The sequence below is a fragment of the Paenibacillus sp. GM2FR genome (genome assembly GCF_002803325.1).
Classification (GTDB): domain Bacteria; phylum Bacillota; class Bacilli; order Paenibacillales; family Paenibacillaceae; genus Paenibacillus_AQ; species Paenibacillus_AQ lautus.
In genome coordinates this window covers 777,609-796,850 of the sequence record NZ_MKZM01000008.1, presented here as the reverse complement: position 1 = coordinate 796,850, position 19,242 = coordinate 777,609, and the positions used below count along the sequence as shown (strand labels likewise).

The following is a 19,242-nucleotide window of genomic DNA, read 5'->3' as shown; positions in this document are numbered from 1 at the left end:
GTTCAAGCCGATTTTAAACCGCTAAGCTTGCAAACGACCGGAGCATCTCCTCCACGGTTTTGAAATAATAGGTTGGCTGGCATGCCCTCAGCTCTTCCTCCGAACCGTAACCATAACCTGCAGCAATGCTGTGTATCCCGCAGTTCCCGGCTCCAATCAGATCAAACTTCCGATCTCCAATCATGACGGCTTCCGAAGTATGAATGCCGCACGTATCCAGAACATGCTGAATGATTTCGGTTTTGGCGGACCGGGTGCCGTCCAGTTCGCTTCCGCACACCATGGAAAAATAAGCGGTTAGCTGGAAATGCTCTAGGACTGTTTCGGCAAAAACCGTAGGTTTGGAGGTAGCCACATACAACTGGCGCCCTTGGGATAACAGCAAATCCAATAACTGGCGTATGCCGACATATACCTCATTTTCATAAAGGCCGGTGTCCTTGAAATATTCACGGTAACTCAGAACGGCTTCCCAAGCCTCGGCTTCACTAAAATGATATTTCTCGGTGAAGGTCGCCTGGAGCGGGGGACCGATAAAACATTCCAGCTCGGAGAGATCACTTACGTTAATCCCATGCTGAGCGAGTGCGTACTTCACGGCTTTCGTAATGCCTTCACGCGGATCCGTCAGGGTTCCATCCAAATCAAACAGTATATGATTATATTTCATTATGTAGTCCTCCGTGTTCCATCGTTAGCCAAATCCTTGATCTCCAGAAGATCCCTGATCACATAAGCAGGTCGATGATGGTCATTTAAAGGGGTATCCCGGCGATTATAATAACAAAAATCAATCCCGGATCTTACTGCTCCTTCATAGTCATCCGTAAGCGAATCCCCTATGTACAGCACCTCGTCTGGACTTAAAGCCAATTCCTGCAAAGCGAGTTCAAAGATCTGCGGGTCCGGCTTCCAGCACTTCACCTCATCCGAAATGATGAAGGAGTCAAAATAATGAAACAAGCCTCCTGCCGCAAGACGTTTGCGCTGAGCCTCACCAATGCCGTTGGATATGACCCCGAGGGCAAAGTCGCCATGCAGGTGTTCCAAAATAAGATCGGCATGGGGCTCCATATGGTTGGAACTGCAAAACAAACCCCAGTAGGTTTCCGAGATCTCCCGGCACTGGGTAAATTCCCGCTTCAGTCCAAGGAACGTGTCCATGAAGGAATGCTCCAACACCTGCCTAATATCGTGATTGTTCTGAATCCGGTTCATCCAATAATTAAAGTTAATCGGTCCAAACGTGCTCCAGAATTCCTCCCACGTCAGTTCCTCATGCAGACGGTAGTCCTCCAGTGCCTGCTGCATACATGACCTTTCACTCTGACTATAGTCTAATAACGTGTTATCCAGATCAAAAATTATGGCCTTGTATCTCATCTTCATCTCCCCCTCCAGCCGCTGCTGCAACTATATCCATTCGCTAATTCGGAGAAATTCTCCTGCTAATTCACAGGACTGAACAGCCCATCCTCAGCCCGCTGCATTAGAAAAGTCCCATCATAGACCTGGATTACAAAAAAATTGCAAATAAAAAAGCACGCCCTTAACGGACGTGCTTCTTATCTATCTTCCAATATTTCTGAATTTCTGCGTATAGGCTTTGGCATCCTGTGCGGTACGCACCCGGTTTCGGCTCCATTCCAGCAGGATCCGGTCAATGTAGCGGAAATGCAGTTTGCCCGCAAATACCGCTTCTTTGAGAGCCAACAGGATCAACTCGTCCGGATAGCGATCCGCATCAACCCAGCCGGAGATCGTCTCCAGCTCCATGGGCGACAGCGGGCGTCCAAACTCTTTTTCAAAAATGGTGAACAAATTCCGCTCTTCCTTCTCGGGAACGGGATTCCCCGATGCAGCTGATTTGCCATTAGCAGGCCGGGCATTTAAAAGCGGAGACGCAAACTTGGTTCCATCAGGGGTCTTTTCCTCACGCTCTTCAGCCAAGCACGAAGCGAGCTTCTCATACAATCCGTTGAGATTGTAGCGCTCGTAATGAATCCCCTGTGTTTCGTCCACATACTCATCAATGCCGATCAGCCCTACCTTCATCAAACGCTGCAAGCTGGTAGCGATGAAAGCCGCGGGAGCCCCCGTCACTTCCGCAAGCTCCTCCAGCGAAGGAAACGCCTTGAACTCCACCTGCTGATAACCAATCAAATGGATGACCAGCATGGCTTCGCGGTCGCTTAAACCAAGTGACCGGTAATGCCGGAGCAAGGCATAAGGGATGATCGCCATTCCTTGGCTCATGCCGGCAGCGGCGCCGGCCGTCCACCCATTCACGCCTGTGTCCACGTTACCGTCGTGGTCCATAGACTCACCTCTCACGGCTTATGGGTACAACCGGTACAGGGTCCGTGGGAACGGAATCGTTTCACGCACATGGTCCAAGCCGCAAATCCAGGCAACGGTACGCTCAAGACCTAAACCGAAGCCGGAATGAGGCACGGTGCCGTATTTACGCAAATCCATATACCATTGATAGGTTTCCATCGATAGATCATGCTCCTTGAAGCGCTCTTCAAGCAGCTGCGGATCGTCTATCCGCTGCGATCCGCCAATAATCTCGCCATAACCTTCCGGAGCGATCATATCCGCACACAGTACGACTTCCGGACGGTTCGGATCCGGCTTCATGTAGAAAGCCTTGATTCCCGCCGGGTAATGCGTGATAAAGACCGGCTTGTCATACTTCTCGGCAATGGCAGTTTCGTGTGGCGCGCCAAAGTCCTCACCCCAAGGAATATCGAAATCTTGCGTATGCAGGAATTCAATGGCCTCATCGTAAGTAATCCGAGGGAATGGTGCCTGGATCGCCTCAAGTTTCGAGATGTCGCGACCGATCGTTTCAAGCTCCTGGCGGCAGTTCTTAACCACGGATTGCACCACATGACTAATGAACTGCTCCTGCACCCGAAGGCTCTCCTCATGGTCCGTGAAGGCCATCTCCGGCTCAATCATCCAGAACTCGATCAGGTGACGGCGGGTTTTGGACTTCTCGGCCCGGAACGTCGGCCCGAAAGAATATACCTTACCGAGCGCCATGGCGGCAGCCTCCATGTACAGCTGTCCGCTCTGGGTCAAGTAGGCATCCTCATCAAAATACTTCGTGTGGAACAGGTTGGTTGTACCCTCCGCGGAAGTTGGGGTCAAAATCGGCGGATCCACAAGCGTAAATCCGTTGGTATCAAAATAATCTTGAACCGCACGGATAATTTCAGCACGGATCACCATGATCGCACGTTGTTTCTGGGTACGAAGCCACAGATGACGATGGTCCATCAAATAATCGACACCATGCTCTTTAGGCGTAATTGGATAGTTTTCCGTAAGATGTATGATTTCAATGCCGGTAACCGTCATCTCATAACCCGATTGGCTCCGCGGCTCTTCACGTATAACACCCGTCACATACAAAGAGCTTTCCTGTGTCAGGCTTTTCGCGTCATCCCATACTTGTTCGGATACTTCGCTCTTCACAACAACACCCTGGATATATCCGGAGCCATCGCGAAGCTGCAGGAATTGAATCTTCCCACTGGAACGCTTGTTGTTGATCCAGGCGCCGATCGTGACGGTCTCACCGACATGCTGGTTGACGTTACGAATCACACTTTTGGTGGCCATGCTTAAATCTCTCCCTTATATCACTACTATTTAACGGTTGGAAGCTTGTACGATACGATGCGTATCCCGAGCGATAACCAGTTCCTCGTTGGTAGGGATCACAAGTACCTCGACCTTCGAATTCGCCGCAGAAATACGGCGTGGTTCGCCGGAACGAATGCTGTTCAGCTCCTCATCCAATTCTACTCCGAGATAGGTAAGCTGCTCAAGCACTCTTTGACGAAGAACGATCGAATTCTCGCCGACGCCCGCAGTAAATACGATGACATCCACGCCATTCATGGCAGCAGCATATGACCCGATGTATTTACGAACACGATACTCATACATTTCAAAGGCCAACGTGGAGTTCGGATCGCCTTTTTCCATGCCTTCCGTAATCTCACGCATATCACTGCTGATCCCGGAAATCGCTAATAGTCCGCTATGCTTGTTCAGCATGGAGTTCACTTCATTGACAGTCAGCTCTTCCTTGTTCATGACAAACGGTACTATTGCCGGGTCCAAATCACCGCTGCGTGTACCCATCATGAGCCCTTCCAGCGGAGTCATCCCCATGGAGGTATCGATGGATTTCCCGCCTTTTACGGCTGTCAGGGATGCACCGTTACCGATATGACAGGTAATGATCTTCAAATCCTCCAGCGGCCGGTTCAGAAATTCTGCCGCTGCCTGGCTGACATAGGCGTGGGACGTACCGTGCGCACCGTAACGACGTACTTTATACTTATTATAAAGTACTCTCGGAATAGCGTACAGGTATGATTTCTCAGGCATCGTCTGATGGAATGCCGTATCAAATACAACGACCTGCGGAACGCCCGGCATATTGGTTTCTGCCGCTTTAATCCCCATCATCGATGCGGGATTGTGAAGCGGAGCCAAATCGAACAAGCGGCGGATTTCCGCTTTGGCGTCACTGTCAACGAGCGCGGATTCTTTAAAAGACTCCCCGCCGTGCACTACGCGGTGTCCAACGGCCTGAATGCTTTCGATAGAATCGATCACACCGTGTTCCTCGTTCGTGAGCATGCCAAGCACTTTGCGGATCGCCGTGGTATGCTCCAGAATTTCGCTAACTTCCGTAACATCCTGTTTTCCCGTCGGCTTATGCGTCAGAATCGAGGAGTCCATGCCGATCCGCTCTACCAAGCCTTTTGCCAGCACGGATTCATCCGTCATGTTGTACAGTTGATACTTCAGTGAAGAACTACCTGCATTAATTACGAGAATATTCATACCCGATCACCATCCTTATCGTACTTGAAAAAGCCTTCCCCGGTTTTGACGCCCAGTTGCCCTGCGCGGACCAGTTTCTTCAAGACTATCGATGGACGGTATTTCAGTTCGCCGTACTCGCGGAACATGCGCTCCAGCGCAGCGAGAATGGAATCCAAGCCGAAACGGTCGGCCATCTCAAGCGGCCCATGCTGGAAGTTATATCCGATTCTCATCGCGTCATCGATATCTTCCGCCGAAGCCACGCCTTCTTGCAGCAGATGCATCGCTTCGTTGATCATGAGAGTGATCATGCGGGTTGTAACGAAACCTGGAGACTCATACACCATGATGCCTTTTTTATCCGAAACTTCTTCAACAAAGCGTTTCGTTTCCGTAAACGTATGTTCGGAAGTTTTCAGGCCGCGGATGATTTCAACAAGATCTACCTTGGAAACAGGATGAATGAAGTGCATGCCAATAACACGCTCAGGATATTTGGTAGAGCTGGCGAGCTCCGTCAAACTAAGCGTGGATGTATTACTTGCTAATATCACATGGCTCGGACATACTTGATCGAGCTGTGTAAATACCTCTTTCTTCGCTTCCAAGTCCTCTATAATGGTCTCAATCACCATATCGCAGGTGCTAAGCTCGGCAAAATGAGTTACTTTTTGAATCCGGTTCAGTATGAGTTTCTTCTCTGCCTGGGTAATTCCCCACTTCTCCAATTGTTTATCTAGACTGGTCTCGATCATTCGGTATGAATAGTCCAGTTTCTCTGGAGTTTTCTCTACGAGCAGCACGTCAAGACCTTTGGCTGCCAGCATCTCCGCAATGCCCTGCCCCATAGTCCCGCCGCCTACGACGCCGATTTTTTTGAAGTACATGGTTTCTACTCCACCCTTTCCTTATCTCTATACTTTATTGTACCCCATTTGTCGAAAAATACATTTTCAGAGCACAAAGTATAATAATATCTTAGCACGACAAAAAAGTAAAAAAAAATAACCAGCATAACAATTTATGCTGGTAAAAGCGCGTTTTCACGAAATTGACAACGAAATTGTTCCCCAGAGAGGATTTCTTCCTTTAAAAGGATATCAAGAGAATTGTCGAATATTGGCCGTTTTTGTCCCAAGAGATTCTTAGTGCGGTTCATTAACTCTTCCAAAATCACATTATTCTCTTTCATTAACTCTTCAGTTGTTACCATGTTCATGTTAACAATGCCCAGCGACGTCAAACCCGACTTCATCATCGTCTCCACGATGTTCAGCGATTGCTCAAAGTCATTGCTTGAGCCTGTGCTTCGCCCCCCGTAAAAGATCTCTTCGGCGGCCGCACCGCCAAGCGCGATCATAATTTGCTCTTCGAGGAAGGTTTTTGTATACAGATACTGCTCCTCCTGCGGGTTATGACGTACATAACCAAGTGCTTTACCACGCGGGCTCAGCGCAACTTGTTTCACACTCCCGGGACGCACAAGCTCTGCCATAATAGCATGTCCCAATTCATGTATGGCAACGCGCTTCTTCTCTTCCAAATTCGATTCGCGGTCGGAACGCTCACCCATCATTACCTTATCAATCGCCATGGACAAATGGCGCTGATGGATAAACTGTTCATTCTCGCGCATCGTATAAATGGCCGCTTCATTCATGACGCTCTCAAGCTGTGCACCCGAGAAGCCGTAAGCTTCCTCAGCGATTTTCTCCAAGTCAACATCTTCATGCAGCGGCTTATTACCCGCATGCAGATTCAAGATATGAGTGCGTCCCTTCTTATCCGGAAGATCTACTTGAATATGACGGTCGAATCGACCTGGACGCAGCAGTGCACTATCCAGCATTTCTTTCCGGTTTGTCGCGGCGATAACTAAAATGCGAGGCGTATCCTGTGAATAGATGCCATCCATCTCGGTTAGCAGCTGATTCAGCGTCTGGTCATACTCGCGCTGCTGGCCGCCTTCGCGTTTACCGCCAATGACATCGATCTCATCGATGAAGATGATGGCGTTTTGTTTGTTTTCTTTTGTCGCACGATTCCGGGCATCCTTGAACAAATCCCGGATGCGCCCCGCACCAACACCGACGTACATCTCGACAAATTCACTGCCGGATGCAGCAACAAAGATCGAATCCGTATAATGAGCAGCGGCTTTCGCCATCAACGTCTTCCCTGTTCCCGGAGGCCCGGTTAGGAGAATGCCCTTCAATGGACGAATGCCGAATTTCTTAATGTCTTCATGACGAATCAGAAAATCCAATGCTTCTCGCAGTTCTTGTTTAGCATTATCCTGCCCGCCGATTTCTTCGAACGTCAGCTTGGCAGGTCCGCTCTTTTTCCGCTTGCGCTCATTCCCTGCGCCTACAGCAATACCGCCTTTCATTTTAGCGATAAACAACAAGCCGCCTACAAGTCCTGCAGCGATGAGCAAGGGCACGATGTTCACGCCGACAAATACGAGGAATACCAGCAATACGGGAATAAAGCCTAACATGATTTCTTTAGCCAATTTAGGCATGATTCCACACCTCCATGTTGCCAGGCTGACGCGGCAAGATTATAAATTTACCAGACTTGCCGTCTGACAAGCTGACATAGACATTGGTGTCATCGATGGTTGCTTTTGCTTTCAAATTCGGAGACTGGGCAGCAAGCTGCTCGAGCGATGATTGAATATCGGTATACTGCTTATTATCCATTGCTTCGGCGACTGAAAGCATGGCCTTCTCCCACCATTGATCCAGTGCTTCCGAGGAATGGTCCTCCACCTGGATTTTCAATTCCCGCTTGCCAATCACAGACTTGCCTTCCTTCTTAATATGCTGAACCAAACCTTGTAAATTTGTATCTGGAGCCAAATCAAGATTCAAAGTAACGGTATTCTGTTTAATATCTATATGAGAATCCTTCACGCCGTCATATTGTGACACAACATTTGCCAGCGGATTTTGCAAAGCCATCTGCCGATACAGAAACCATCCGCCAAAGAGAACCGATGCTGAGATCACGACAGTCAGCATGATAGGTACAATGCGTAGTTTCATGAAGTTCCTCCTTCATTTCCTGTATAAAATTTTGTCTATCATTTTGTAACACAAAAATACATATAACAACGATATATTGCGATGCATGTAATTTATATGCTCGTTTTGTACAAGTACGAGTATATCACATCTTATATACTTTTTCATGCATGTCTGTGAAAATATTTAGAACAGTTTTTCCATATTTTTCCTGAATGCGCTTACAATTATGAAAGAAAAAGAGAAGCCCCTCTTAAATAGTAAGGGACGCCTCTCTTTACTTCGTTTATTATTGATTCGGAAGAATAATGTCATTACCGATCGTGTTACCGTCTTGAAAACGATAAAACCGATAGCCGCGCTGACCGTTGTGTTCATACTGCAGCTGCCAGGCATACTCGCCTTCATACATTCCAGGCAGCAATCGCTTAATTTCCACACCAGGCAATTCGTTATAAATCTGATCCCGAATCTGGGCTTCCGACATCCCTGTATTCAATAAAACGGACTGGACAGCATCGGCACCTTCAACAGGTACGTTGTCATCTGTAAATTTTACCCATACCATACGATCTTGATTGTCCTGATCCTTGCCGCTTACCACCCAATAGTTATTATCCTCGCCCCACACCGATTTATAGGTCTTTCCGGACGAAACCAATTGGCCATGCTGCTTGGCGGCAGCAATCGCCATTCTTTCTTCATTCCAAGTGTCTTTCATAACATATGAATAATAGAGCTGTAAACCAAGCAGTAACAGCAGCACGCCGGATACACTAAGCAAGATCCACTTCGTTTTTTTCTTCAAATCCGTCTTCCTCGCTCCCCTTGATTATTTCCTAGAGGGTTGTAAGACGCTCAAAGGCACGCTGCGCTTCCCGCCGGATACGTTCCTCATCGAGAGTAAGGCTCGCGCCATTCTTCACGACCTGCTTACCGTCAACCCATACATGCTCAACATCCTTCGCACTGGCGGAGTAGATAGCATGAGAAATATAATCCGTCTTCGGAAGGAAGTGCGCCTGATCCGTGTTCAGTGCGATCATATCTGCCTTCATTCCTACCGCAAGCGTACCGATATCCGCAAGGAAAGCTGACTTGGCACCATACTCTGTACCCATCCGAAGCGCTTCGGATGCAGGAATCGCGGTTGGATCCCCGCTTACTCCTTTATGGATCAGTGCCGCCAGGCGCATCTCTTCAAACATATCCAGATTATTATTGCTCGCAGGTCCATCGGTACCCAAAGACACGGTGACCCCGGCTTTCAGTAGTGCAGGCACGCGAGCGATGCCGCTGGCAAGCTTCAGATTGCTGCCTGGATTATGCGACACCATCACTTGATGCTTAGCCAGGATTTCGATTTCTTCATCGGTCAGATGGACGGCATGCGCAAGCAGCGTTGGACGGGAAAACATGCCAAGCTTCTCCAAATGGGCAACAGGGCGGAGTCCGTAATCATTTACATTCTGAGCGACTTCCGTTTCCGTTTCGGACATATGCGTATGCAAAGGCAGATTCAGATCATGGGATGCCTGAACGAATTTCTCGATGAAATCCGGCGGGCATGTGTAAGGTGCATGCGGCGAGATCATCGCCGTAATTCTTCCATCCGCCTTGCCATGCCAGTCTTTCGCGAATGCAACCGCCTCATCCAGCTTCTGCTGCTGCACCTCAGGCGGACATAATCCGATGACACCGCGTGTCAGTACGCCGCGCATTCCTGAGTCCTGCACAACCTTTGCAACCTGATCCATATGATCATACATATCCACAAACGTCGTGGTTCCGCCTTTGATCATCTCAAGCACGGAGAGTGAGGTTCCCCAGTACACATCGTCGGCCGTGAATTTGGCTTCCATCGGCCACATTTTTTCCTGAAGCCATACCTGCAGTGCCAGATCGTCGCCATAACCGCGGAGAAGCGACATCGCCGCATGTCCGTGCGTGTTCACCAATCCAGGCAGGAAAAACAGATGGGTTCCGTCGATAATTTCTGTTCCCTCTTGGACGGTTGGCTCTTCTTCACCCAGGTAGGTTATCCGGTCATTCTCCACAACCATATATCCGCGTAGCACGGACCTTCCTTTCTCTAGTACCGCAAACGTTCCGTTTTTAACCATCCACTTCGTTGTCGTCATGTGCTGTATCCTCCTTACCGTTATCCAAATAATAGGCCAAACTTTGCAAATCCGTAGTAAAATCAGCCGTATGAATCCGGATATGGGATGGAGCTTTCAGGATGGTCGGCGCAAAATTCAGAATAGCCTCGATGCCTGCGGCGATAAGCTGATTCGCTACATTTTGCGCTTCAAAATCCGGAACGGTGATAATCCCGATACGAATGCCGTACTCATGAACCGTCTTCTCCAGTTCCTCCATCGGCTGTACAACCAAATTGTTTATTTTCATACCAACTTTGGGAGAATACGAATCGAAAACCGCCACAATCTTCATATTGTCCTTCAGAAATGCATTGTAATTTGATAATGCATGTCCAAGATTACCGGCCCCAATCAATGCGACATTGATCTTCTGGTCCAGCTTTAGAATCTGGCGAATTTTCTCGATCAGATAAGATACGTCATATCCGATCCCTTTCCGTCCAAAATCACCGAAATACGCTAGGTCCTTACGAATTTGAGCAGGATTGAGGTCCAGTTTTTGTCCCAGTTCCTGGGAGGAAACCGTGGAGACCTCCCTTTTCTGAAGCTCATTCAAATAGCGCAAGTATACAGGTAATCTGCGGACCACGGCTTCCGAAATTTTTTCCGATTTCATGCATGCTCCCCCTAATAATAGGTTAATAACTACATTTCAATGTGATCGTTCATGGTTTCACTTTATTCAGCTTGGTTCTCTACGCCTGCCTCTTCCTGCAGCCATTCCGAAATTCGGGGAACAATCCCCTCGGTCGGCATGTGCTCCATCTTTGGTCCCGGCAAGGAATATAGGAAATATTTTCCGTAATAGGATTCAATGACCCGGGTATCGTAGACGATGACAATCCCCTTGTCTTGCGCTGTCCGTACCAGTCGGCCAAATCCCTGTTTGAAGCGAATGACGGCTTGCGGAACCGAAAGCTTCATGAAGGGGTTCTTCTTCTGCTGCTGCAGCAATTCGCTCTTGGCTTCAACCAAAGGGTGATTCGGCGGCTGGAACGGCAGCCGGACGATCGCAAGGCAAGTGAGCGCCTCACCGGGTATGTCAACCCCTTCCCAGAAGGAGCTGGTACCCAGCAGAACCGAGGCGCTGCTATCCTGGAATCTCCGGATTAACTTGGTACGGCTGGTTCCATCCATCCCTTGTCCCAGTACCGTAATATCGCTGGATGCCAGCGCCTCCTTCAAGGGCTCATGCACCTGACGCAGCATCCGGTACGAGGTGAACAGGACAAGCATACGTCCATGCGTAGCGATTGCCGTATCGGCCAATGATTGCACTAGTGTATTCACAAAGAGTGCATCCCCGACCGAGCCCTTCACGCTCGGAAAATCGCGCGGCACGACAAGGAGAGCCTGCTCCCTGTAATTAAACGGGGACGGCAGCAGAACCGTGTTCAGGTTGCCGCTATCTGCCGCTTCCTGTAGACCCAAATTCTCGATCATGAACTGGAACGATTTGTCCACCGACAAGGTCGCCGACGTCAGGATCACGCTTTGTTTCTTGTCAAAAAACAATTCCTTCAAGTGGGTGCTTACATCGACAGGCACCGCATAAAGCTGCAGCGATTTCCCGCGGAAATTGCCGTTAGCCTCCATCCAGTATACCGTGCCTTCATCATTCAGAGCCATGAAGGACCTCAGGTCCTCGCGGTGTGCGGCCAGGTCCTTAAACAGACCCGATAGGTCTGTTAACAGACTGTCGGCACTGTAATCGTCGAGATCTTCCTTCATTTCGGCGATCAGCTTGTCACCCTTGCGTACGACATCGCCCAGTATCACATGGATTTGATGTTCCAGCTCGGCAAGCGAATCCCAATCCTTCGGCTTCTTAAGAGGCGATAAGCGAAGCGAGAATTGACCGGCGTCTCCTGGAGATGCATCTCCGCGTTCCGGAAGCAGTCCGAACAATTGATCGCTGAGTCGATCCCAATTCTCTTTTACGGTGATCAGATCCGGATAAATCCGATCTATGATGGAAGACCACTCGACAGCCTTCTCATGGGATGAAACTTGCAGCAGCTGGCGAAGAGCCGGGAGCTGACCGCTGCGGTTGTCTTTGTACATACGGGTTAGCGTATGGACAACCGAAAAATATTTCATCTGCAAGCCAAGGTGCTTGCCGGCGACATCCTCCAGATGATGCGCTTCGTCGATGACGAGACGCTCATAACTCGGAAGCAGCTGGTGATTCGCTTTTACGTCGGTGAACAGCTTCGAATGGTTCGTAATGACAACATCCGCGATGCCCGCTTCATGCTTGGCTCTGTGATAGTAGCATTTGCGGAACCATGGGCAGGCACGCCCAAGGCAGGAATCCGAATCGCTGGAGATGGTCTCCCAGAAATCCCCCCCGCGGCCGCCAAGGTTCAGCTCCTCATCATCCCCGTTCTCCGTCTGGGTCAGCCAGACCAGCATCTGCGCCGCGGTGATCACATCTTCCTTCGGTGAATGAAAATCTCTTCTATTTATTTTATGTTCAAATTTTCTCAAACACAAATAATGGCCTCTTCCCTTGAAAATAGCCGCTTTAAACGGAAAAGGAACAACCTGGGTGAGCAGGGGAATATCCCGGTCACGCAGCTGTTCTTGAAGGTTGATCGTATGCGTGCTCACCATAACCTTCTGTTCCTGCTTCACGCTTTGATAAATCGACGGCAGCAAATACCCGAGGGATTTGCCTGTTCCCGTGCCGGCCTCGATTAATAAATGTTTATTGTTATCGAGTGCCTGCATCACTTCCTGGAACATCATGTCCTGGGCATCCCTGCTCTCGTAATGAGGCAGCGTTTCCTTCAGGCGTTCACGTACATCATTCATGTATTGCTCGAAGCTTACATCGGCCAAGGGATTGGGCTCCGTCTCATCCCTGACGGGCGCAATATCGTTCCAATCGTCAACTGCCAGGGCGAATTGACGATAGTACGTATGGGTGTCTCCGGCTTGTACAGCCTGGAGTTCCCTGTCAGCACGGATGCCGTCAAAGAACCAGGCCAAGTCGCTGTCCTCGTCCGCAAACAGGTCGCTTAACCGCTGTACGGTAAGAAGAGGAAGCTCATCGATCTCCTCCAGGCATTTCAGCAGCGCATAGGCTGTGGCAAGCGCATCGCTGTCCGCCTGATGCGGACGGTCATGCTCCAGGCCGAAATGAGAGGACACCATCCCGAGCTGATAAGAAGGCAGCGAGGGAAAACATATTTTTAAGAAGTGCATCGTATCTAGAATTCGGCCGCTGAACGGTAAATAGCCGCAGCGATCGAGTGCATTTTGCAAAAAGTTAAAATCAAAAGCGACATTATGCCCAACCAATACGACATCGTTGAGCATGGGCACTAGTTCCATCATCATTTCTTCCAATGAAGGAGCATTCGCTACATCACTGTCGGAAATGCCGGTCAAACCGGTAATAAAAGGAGGGATCGGAATCCCGGGATTGACATAGGTGCCGTATACGCGGGAGATGCTTCGATCCTCTTCGATGATGGCCAGTCCAACCTGAATGATCTCATCTGCTGACTGGTTGCCCGTGGTTTCAAAATCCAATACGGCAAATTTCATTTCGATAAAATCCCTTTCCTCCAGACTAATTAACAGCATACCAGAAGTTGCGGGTTTTGAACATTCCGGGTAAAAAATCCCCGCGTTCTCCCCCTCCGCTCATACGGCAAAAAGCGATACCAAAGTCTCAGGGATGAGCTCTGGCATCGCTTCTTGTTGGGCTTGATTTCTACAGCAAAGAGATCAATTGGCTGCCGTACTGGAGCTCACCGCGATTCTGCTTGCAGACCTCCAAATTGATAATGGGGTCAGGAAGCGTCGGGTCGCTGTGGATCGCCAGTGCGAAATGCTCCTCGGCCTTCCCTTGTTGTCCATTCAACACCTCGATGCAACCCAGCGCATTGTATATCATCGCCCGCATCTTCTTGTTGTCTGCCATGGGCAGAATGGACACCAACACATCGGAAGCTGGTATGGTTTGCCCCAAATAAAGATGGGACATGGCAATATACAGCTTGATCAGAAGGCTATCCGGAAATACCGTGGCGGCCGCCTCAAATTGCTGTATAGCCGGCTGGAACATCAACAACTTGTAATAACCTTGACCGCGAATGAATGCATCAAGCTGCAGTTCAGGCGCTTCGGTCGGTGGAAAAACAGGAGGCGAAGCGGCACTCTCGCGGAAGATGGCCATCTTCTCTTCAAAATGGAGCCATTCCTCGATAATGCCCTCACTCATGCTTTTGAGCATGTTCCAGTTTTGTACCAGCGCCTGTTTTTGGGGACCTTGAGCAGAAGGGTAATGCTTCACAATTTCATCTAACATGTTGTTCATTTCAGCGAATACATGTTGAAACATAGCTGCATCCCACCCTTAGCGGAAAAATGAGATCAGTGCGTCGACCTGAACTCATTTTCTGTAGAAGACGGTCTTTTCATCCCTTTAGGGTCCCGACACATTTTGGCTCTTAGGAGTCCTCTTAGAGAACCGCGGCGTGAACTTCGCGATATTCCGTCGTAACCGGCTTATTCAATTCGTCAACGATCACGACCGTTGGGGTGTGATTGTCGTATTCCTCTTTGGACATCATGGCATAAGAAATGATAATGACGTTGTCGCCGGGCTGTACAAGCCGTGCGGCTGCCCCGTTCAAGCAGATAACGCCGCTGCCCCGTTCGCCTTTAATTACGTACGTTTCCAAACGAGCGCCATTGTTATTGTTCACGATTTGAACTTTTTCATTCTCCAGAAGATCTGCAGCCTCCATTAGATCCTCATCAATGGTAATGCTGCCCACATAGTTCAGATTGGCTTCCGTCACCGTTGCACGGTGGATTTTGGATTTCATCATTGTTCTAAACATGGGATCCCCCTACTTTTGGTTGAAGTAACGCATTGTCAATGAGACGGGTGCGGCCAAAACGTACGGCCAGCGCCATAATGACGGTTCTGTCTTCATCCGCAATGCGATATGAATCTTCCACGGGAACAAGTTCCGGGAAAGTGAGCAATTCTGCATAATCAATATCAGCGAGCGGGGATCGGGATATATACTCCCGAAGATGAGCACGGATCTCTCCTGCCGTCGCCGCTTGTCCCTGTCGGATTGCCTCCTGAGCGGTCCGCAGAGAGCCCGACAGCACAAGTGCCTGTTCCCGCTCTTCCGGCTTCAGATACACGTTGCGTGAGCTTAGAGCAAGTCCGTCAGATTCGCGGATGATCGGACAAGGCACGATGGTCACATCCATGTTCAAATCCTGTACCATCTGCTCAATCACGGCCACCTGCTGGGCATCCTTCATGCCGAAGAATGCATAGTCAGGTTTTACGATATTAAACAATTTGTTAACAACCGTGGTAACACCGTCAAAATGCCCGGGACGGGAAGCCCCGCACAACAAAGACGTAATTTCCGATACGGCGATCTTGGTTTTGGTCGGCTGAGGATACATTTCCTGAACCGAGGGAATAAAAACCACATTTACTCCTTCGGATTCCGCCAACGCCAAATCGCGTGCCTCATCCCGAGGGTAGGTCTCATAATCCTCACCCGGTCCGAATTGAATCGGATTGACAAAGATACTGACGACCACCGTACCTGCCATTTCTCGCGCCTTACGCATCAGGCTGGCGTGTCCTTCATGCAAATAACCCATCGTAGGCACAAGTCCTACCGGACCACTGCCGGATTCCTGGCGGTCCTGGAGCTCTGATCTTAAATCCGCAATGGTGCGAATCACTTTCATGATGTCGTGCCCACCTTTTCCTTTTTGCTTCCATATAAAGTTGTTGTTTCTGAACCTGCATGATTCTCAGCCTTGAAGACATGCTCCTCTGCCGGGAATGAGCGGTCCTTTACTTCCTTCACATACTGCGTGATGCCTTCACGGATGACGGAGCCGACATCGGCGTATGTTTTCACGAAGCGTTTGTCCCGATAGGGAGACGCGTATTTCAATATATCATGGAATACCAGAACTTGACCGTCGCAGTAACGACCCGCTCCAATGCCAATTGTCGGTATGCTCAGCGCCTTGGATATTTCCGTCGCTGCCTCTTCCGTAACCAGCTCCAATACAATTGCGAATGCTCCAGCCGCTTCAAGCGCCTTTGCATCATTCATGAGCCGCTGCGCGTCTTGGGCATCCTTGCCTTGTATCCGGTAGCCTCCAATCTGATTCACCGACTGAGGCGTCAGCCCGATATGGCCCAGTACCGGTACGCCGGACTGTACAATCCGTTTCACGGTGCCGGCGATTTCTTCGCCGCCCTCCATTTTCACCGCATGCGCATGGCCTTCCTGCATCAATCTCCGCACCCCGCGAAGACTTTCATCAATATCTCCGTGATAGGTCATAAACGGCATATCCGCGACGATGAAAGTGTCCTCCGCTCCACGAGCGACGGCACGGGTATGGTATACCATGTCGTCAAGCGTTACTGGAATGGTGGAATTATAGCCGAGCACGACATTGCCGAGGGAATCGCCTACCAATATCATATCAATATCCGCTTCCTCCGCCAGCTTGGCAGAAGGATAATCGTACGCGGTCAGCATGGTGATCGGTACACCCTTCTTCTTCATGTTCTTCATCTTCACGATGTTCAGTGGTTGTTTGTCTGCCATTGTGACACAGCCTCCTTTGTGTAAATAAGTTAGACACAATAAAAAAAACCTTTTAGCACATACTTGCTAAAAAGTCCGAAAGGCAAAAAAGAGTCACTCGCGATCGTCCCTTCTGTCTCGGTCCTTTCGGCTCAGAGCAGAATCCAACGTAACCGGCATAACAGTTATGAAGGTGTTCTAAAAAAAGTAATACATTTCAGTACCCATTGCTGCAGAGTGCAATTCGCTCATGGCGATACCGCCTCTTGGTCATAGTATAACAAATTTGAGCCACGATTTCACCATGTTTCATTTACCTGGTATTAAAAAGAATATCACCGGAATATACGGGGATCAGCTCATCATCTTGGTTGCGAACCAGCAGCGCACCATCTCGGTTGAGTCCTGTGGCAATCCCGCTAAAACGGTCACGGGCCGTCTGAACTTGAACTTCCCTGCCCACCGTGCCGGATAAAGCTTCCCAGAGAGAGGCTATAGGTTCGAAGCCCTGCTCGTTGTACAATTCATATAAAACCTCCATCTCCGCCATGATGGCTTGGATCAGCTCTGTCCGGTTGACGGTTGCTCCGCCAGCCATGCGAATCGAAGTCGCAACGCTGCGCAGTTCCTCCGGAAAATCGGACTCTTTCAGATTGGCGCTGATTCCGATACCGGCAATGCAGTAGCGCACCCTTTCGTCTTCTGTTGCAGACTCCAGCAGGATGCCGCAAACCTTTTTGCCCTGAAAGAGAATGTCGTTTGGCCATTTGATATCGGTCTGCACACCGGCGCACTTCGTGATGGCACGGCATACCGCTACGCCTGTCAACAAGGTGAGCTGTTGGGTTAAATGCAGCGGTTGCTTCGGTCTGAGCACCAGGCTCATCCATATGCCTTTGCCTCTGGGAGAGTGGAATTTCCTTCCCATTCTCCCGCGTCCGCCCGTCTGCTCTTCCGAGATCACAAGCGTGCCCTCCGCTGCCCCTTCTTCCGCCAATTGCCGGGCATCTTCCTGAGTTGACGTCGTTTTGTCCAGCAGCTTCAGCGGTTTACCGAAGGTTTGACTGGTCATCCCCGCTGTCAGTTGTTCCACGCTCAGTTTGTCCGGTTCATCCATCATGCGGTAGCCAAGCCGCGGAACGGCCTCGAAATCATAACCCAAATGACGGAGTTTATTGATCTGCTTCCATACGGCCGTCCGGCTGATGGACAATTTACGGCTGATCTCTTCTCCGGACAAAAATTGGCCGGAATGCTCCTGGAACATTTTCAGAAGTGCATTGTCTTGATCATAATCCTTCATTATGAATTACCACCCGCTTTGCTTCTTCAATCAACGATTCCTTATCGTTGTTAATTAAACCTGCCGCCGCTTTCTCCAGCAATTGCCCGAGAAGTTCTCCAAGCCATGGTCCCCCCCGCTTGTCCAGCGACTCCAGCAGTTCGTTTCCGGTGATGGCCAAATCCTTCAAACTCCGAATTCGGAGGTCCCGGAGCCAACCGTCAAGCTGTTCGATTAAACGTAGTGCGGCAGAGGCCGCCCCCGTTTGATTCAACGCCGTCTGCAGTTGCAACCAGCCTTGAGCTGCCTCGGCTCCGTGGACAAGGACCAGCTTAATCCATTTGTGCCTGACGTTCTCGGTATCTTCCTCTTCCTGCTCTTGCAGATAGGACTCATGAAGCGCGAGCAGTTTAACGATGGCTTCCCGCTGCTTATTAGAGAATGTCCACGATCGCAGCAGCCCCTCTGCTTCCTGGGCTGAAATGCCGCAGGCAAGCAGCAGCAGCGTCCAGCGGATCGTAGAATGCTCCGGCTCGATCCCACTCATGGCTTCTATCGCCTTCGTGTCATGTCCGGTATACGGAAACGGCGCTTTCATTCGGGCGTGCAAGCCGCTGCGGACAAACATCTCCAACCCGCGCAACGGGGCCGGTCCAGTCAAAATCTTTTCAAATTCACTGCGGATGCGCTCCATTGCAATCCAGCTTAAGGTGTCTCTCTCCGAGAGAATCCCCCTCCATGTATGCTGCGCGATGGAGAAACCGAACACGGAGGCGAAACGGATGCAGCGAACCATGCGCAGGGCGTCTTCACGGAAACGGAGACGCGCATCGCCTACGCAGCGGATCACCCGCCTATCAATATCCGCTCGTCCGCCAAACGGATCCACCCAGGATCCATCAATCCCTCGGGCCATCGCATTCATCGTAAAATCGCGCCGTCTCAAATCTTCCTTCACTTCTCGGACGAAAGCAACTTCCGTTGGATGACGGTGATCCGCATAACCGCTCTCCACGCGATACGTCGTCACTTCGAAAGACTGGCCTTCCATCAGCACCGTCACGGTCCCATGCTTGATTCCTGTAGGAATGACCTTGGGGAAGACGGAACAGGTGACTTCCGGCAAGGCGGAGGTGGTAATATCCATATCACTGACCCTGCGTCCCATGTATTCATCACGGACACAGCCTCCAACCCAATACGCTTCATGTCCATGCCGAAGCAGAGTCCGGATCACGTCCGCACTCCGCTCAGCCATATCGGGATCCGCATTGCGCCATCGTATTGAATTAAACATATCTGCCATAGTT

General features: G+C 50.0%; 18 protein-coding genes. All 18 read right to left on the bottom strand.

Annotated features, from left to right (window positions below; translation table 11 throughout):
* Positions 1-13: 13 nt before the first annotated feature.
* The 18 genes from PAEVO_RS03900 to PAEVO_RS03815 all read right to left on the bottom strand — a co-directional run bounded on the left by PAEVO_RS03900 (position 14) and on the right by PAEVO_RS03815 (position 19,238).
* Entirely contained in the window at positions 14-670 is a 657-nt protein-coding gene (locus PAEVO_RS03900) for an HAD family hydrolase (RefSeq protein ID WP_100536356.1), read from the bottom strand.
* Positions 670-1,383 (bottom strand): HAD family hydrolase, encoded by a 714-nt coding sequence (locus PAEVO_RS03895; protein ID WP_243390618.1) that lies wholly within the window; start codon positions 1,381-1,383, stop codon positions 670-672. The genes PAEVO_RS03900 and PAEVO_RS03895 overlap by 1 nt, the downstream gene beginning before the upstream one ends.
* A gap of 186 nt (positions 1,384-1,569) precedes the next feature.
* Positions 1,570-2,319 carry a DnaD domain-containing protein gene (locus PAEVO_RS03890; RefSeq protein ID WP_100536355.1) on the bottom strand — a complete coding sequence of 250 codons (750 nt, stop codon included), beginning with the start codon at positions 2,317-2,319 and terminating at the stop codon, positions 1,570-1,572.
* A gap of 18 nt (positions 2,320-2,337) precedes the next feature.
* Complete coding sequence (asnS, locus tag PAEVO_RS03885; protein ID WP_076321005.1) at positions 2,338-3,633, bottom strand: asparagine--tRNA ligase; 1,296 nt, start codon at positions 3,631-3,633, stop codon at positions 2,338-2,340.
* A 30-nt stretch (positions 3,634-3,663) separates the two neighbouring features.
* Positions 3,664-4,872, bottom strand: a complete 1,209-nt coding sequence (locus PAEVO_RS03880) for an acetate/propionate family kinase (protein ID WP_100536354.1) — start codon at positions 4,870-4,872, stop codon at positions 3,664-3,666.
* Positions 4,869-5,741 (bottom strand): 3-hydroxyacyl-CoA dehydrogenase family protein, encoded by an 873-nt coding sequence (locus PAEVO_RS03875; RefSeq protein ID WP_100536353.1) that lies wholly within the window; start codon positions 5,739-5,741, stop codon positions 4,869-4,871. Before PAEVO_RS03875 ends, PAEVO_RS03880 begins: the two co-directional genes overlap by 4 nt.
* A gap of 134 nt (positions 5,742-5,875) precedes the next feature.
* Entirely contained in the window at positions 5,876-7,378 is a 1,503-nt protein-coding gene (locus tag PAEVO_RS03870) for an AAA family ATPase (RefSeq protein WP_100536352.1), read from the bottom strand.
* Complete coding sequence (locus tag PAEVO_RS03865) at positions 7,371-7,904, bottom strand: hypothetical protein (RefSeq protein WP_100536351.1); 534 nt, start codon at positions 7,902-7,904, stop codon at positions 7,371-7,373. Before PAEVO_RS03865 ends, PAEVO_RS03870 begins: the two co-directional genes overlap by 8 nt.
* Before the next feature lie 268 nt (positions 7,905-8,172).
* A complete protein-coding gene (locus PAEVO_RS03860; protein ID WP_100536350.1) occupies positions 8,173-8,691 on the bottom strand; it encodes a cell wall elongation regulator TseB-like domain-containing protein in 519 nt (172 codons plus the stop codon).
* A gap of 31 nt (positions 8,692-8,722) precedes the next feature.
* Positions 8,723-10,024: an amidohydrolase gene (locus tag PAEVO_RS03855; protein WP_100536349.1), complete on the bottom strand. Its 1,302-nt coding sequence runs from the start codon at positions 10,022-10,024 to the stop codon at positions 8,723-8,725.
* On the bottom strand, positions 9,999-10,664 hold the full coding sequence (locus PAEVO_RS03850) for a redox-sensing transcriptional repressor Rex (RefSeq protein ID WP_100536348.1): 666 nt from the start codon (positions 10,662-10,664) through the stop codon (positions 9,999-10,001). Before PAEVO_RS03850 ends, PAEVO_RS03855 begins: the two co-directional genes overlap by 26 nt.
* Positions 10,665-10,726: 62 nt before the next feature.
* Positions 10,727-13,603: an ATP-dependent DNA helicase DinG gene (gene dinG, locus PAEVO_RS03845; RefSeq protein ID WP_100536347.1), complete on the bottom strand. Its 2,877-nt coding sequence runs from the start codon at positions 13,601-13,603 to the stop codon at positions 10,727-10,729.
* 169 nt (positions 13,604-13,772) lie between these two features.
* Entirely contained in the window at positions 13,773-14,402 is a 630-nt protein-coding gene (locus PAEVO_RS03840) for a hypothetical protein (RefSeq protein ID WP_100536346.1), read from the bottom strand.
* A 121-nt stretch (positions 14,403-14,523) separates the two neighbouring features.
* Positions 14,524-14,907, bottom strand: a complete 384-nt coding sequence (gene panD / locus PAEVO_RS03835) for an aspartate 1-decarboxylase (protein WP_100536345.1) — start codon at positions 14,905-14,907, stop codon at positions 14,524-14,526.
* Positions 14,900-15,790, bottom strand: a complete 891-nt coding sequence (panC, locus tag PAEVO_RS03830; RefSeq protein WP_100536344.1) for a pantoate--beta-alanine ligase — start codon at positions 15,788-15,790, stop codon at positions 14,900-14,902. Before panC ends, panD begins: the two co-directional genes overlap by 8 nt.
* Positions 15,787-16,671 (bottom strand): 3-methyl-2-oxobutanoate hydroxymethyltransferase, encoded by an 885-nt coding sequence (gene panB, locus PAEVO_RS03825; protein ID WP_100536343.1) that lies wholly within the window; start codon positions 16,669-16,671, stop codon positions 15,787-15,789. Before panB ends, panC begins: the two co-directional genes overlap by 4 nt.
* Positions 16,672-16,963: 292 nt before the next feature.
* Positions 16,964-17,953 (bottom strand): biotin--[acetyl-CoA-carboxylase] ligase, encoded by a 990-nt coding sequence (locus PAEVO_RS03820; RefSeq protein ID WP_100536342.1) that lies wholly within the window; start codon positions 17,951-17,953, stop codon positions 16,964-16,966.
* Positions 17,940-19,238: a CCA tRNA nucleotidyltransferase gene (locus PAEVO_RS03815; protein WP_100536341.1), complete on the bottom strand. Its 1,299-nt coding sequence runs from the start codon at positions 19,236-19,238 to the stop codon at positions 17,940-17,942. The genes PAEVO_RS03820 and PAEVO_RS03815 overlap by 14 nt, the downstream gene beginning before the upstream one ends.
* Between the last annotated feature and the right edge of the window lie 4 nt (positions 19,239-19,242).

Excerpts from the sequence above, each read along its gene's own strand:
- PAEVO_RS03900 (WP_100536356.1), bottom strand. The coding sequence starts at position 670 with ATGAAATATAATCATATACTGTTTGATTTGGATGGAACCCTGACGGAT.
- PAEVO_RS03895 (WP_243390618.1), bottom strand. The coding sequence starts at position 1,383 with ATGAGATACAAGGCCATAATTTTTGATCTGGATAACACGTTATTAGAC.
- PAEVO_RS03890 (WP_100536355.1), bottom strand. The coding sequence starts at position 2,319 with ATGGACCACGACGGTAACGTGGACACAGGCGTGAATGGGTGGACGGCC.
- asnS (WP_076321005.1), bottom strand. The coding sequence starts at position 3,633 with ATGGCCACCAAAAGTGTGATTCGTAACGTCAACCAGCATGTCGGTGAG.
- PAEVO_RS03880 (WP_100536354.1), bottom strand. The coding sequence starts at position 4,872 with ATGAATATTCTCGTAATTAATGCAGGTAGTTCTTCACTGAAGTATCAA.
- PAEVO_RS03875 (WP_100536353.1), bottom strand. The coding sequence starts at position 5,741 with ATGTACTTCAAAAAAATCGGCGTCGTAGGCGGCGGGACTATGGGGCAG.
- PAEVO_RS03870 (WP_100536352.1), bottom strand. The coding sequence starts at position 7,378 with ATGCCTAAATTGGCTAAAGAAATCATGTTAGGCTTTATTCCCGTATTG.
- PAEVO_RS03865 (WP_100536351.1), bottom strand. The coding sequence starts at position 7,904 with ATGAAACTACGCATTGTACCTATCATGCTGACTGTCGTGATCTCAGCA.
- PAEVO_RS03855 (WP_100536349.1), bottom strand. The coding sequence starts at position 10,024 with ATGACGACAACGAAGTGGATGGTTAAAAACGGAACGTTTGCGGTACTA.
- PAEVO_RS03850 (WP_100536348.1), bottom strand. The coding sequence starts at position 10,664 with ATGAAATCGGAAAAAATTTCGGAAGCCGTGGTCCGCAGATTACCTGTA.
- dinG (WP_100536347.1), bottom strand. The coding sequence starts at position 13,603 with ATGAAATTTGCCGTATTGGATTTTGAAACCACGGGCAACCAGTCAGCA.
- PAEVO_RS03840 (WP_100536346.1), bottom strand. The coding sequence starts at position 14,402 with ATGTTTCAACATGTATTCGCTGAAATGAACAACATGTTAGATGAAATT.
- panD (WP_100536345.1), bottom strand. The coding sequence starts at position 14,907 with ATGTTTAGAACAATGATGAAATCCAAAATCCACCGTGCAACGGTGACG.
- panC (WP_100536344.1), bottom strand. The coding sequence starts at position 15,790 with ATGAAAGTGATTCGCACCATTGCGGATTTAAGATCAGAGCTCCAGGAC.
- panB (WP_100536343.1), bottom strand. The coding sequence starts at position 16,671 with ATGGCAGACAAACAACCACTGAACATCGTGAAGATGAAGAACATGAAG.
- PAEVO_RS03820 (WP_100536342.1), bottom strand. The coding sequence starts at position 17,953 with ATGAAGGATTATGATCAAGACAATGCACTTCTGAAAATGTTCCAGGAG.
- PAEVO_RS03815 (WP_100536341.1), bottom strand. The coding sequence starts at position 19,238 with ATGGCAGATATGTTTAATTCAATACGATGGCGCAATGCGGATCCCGAT.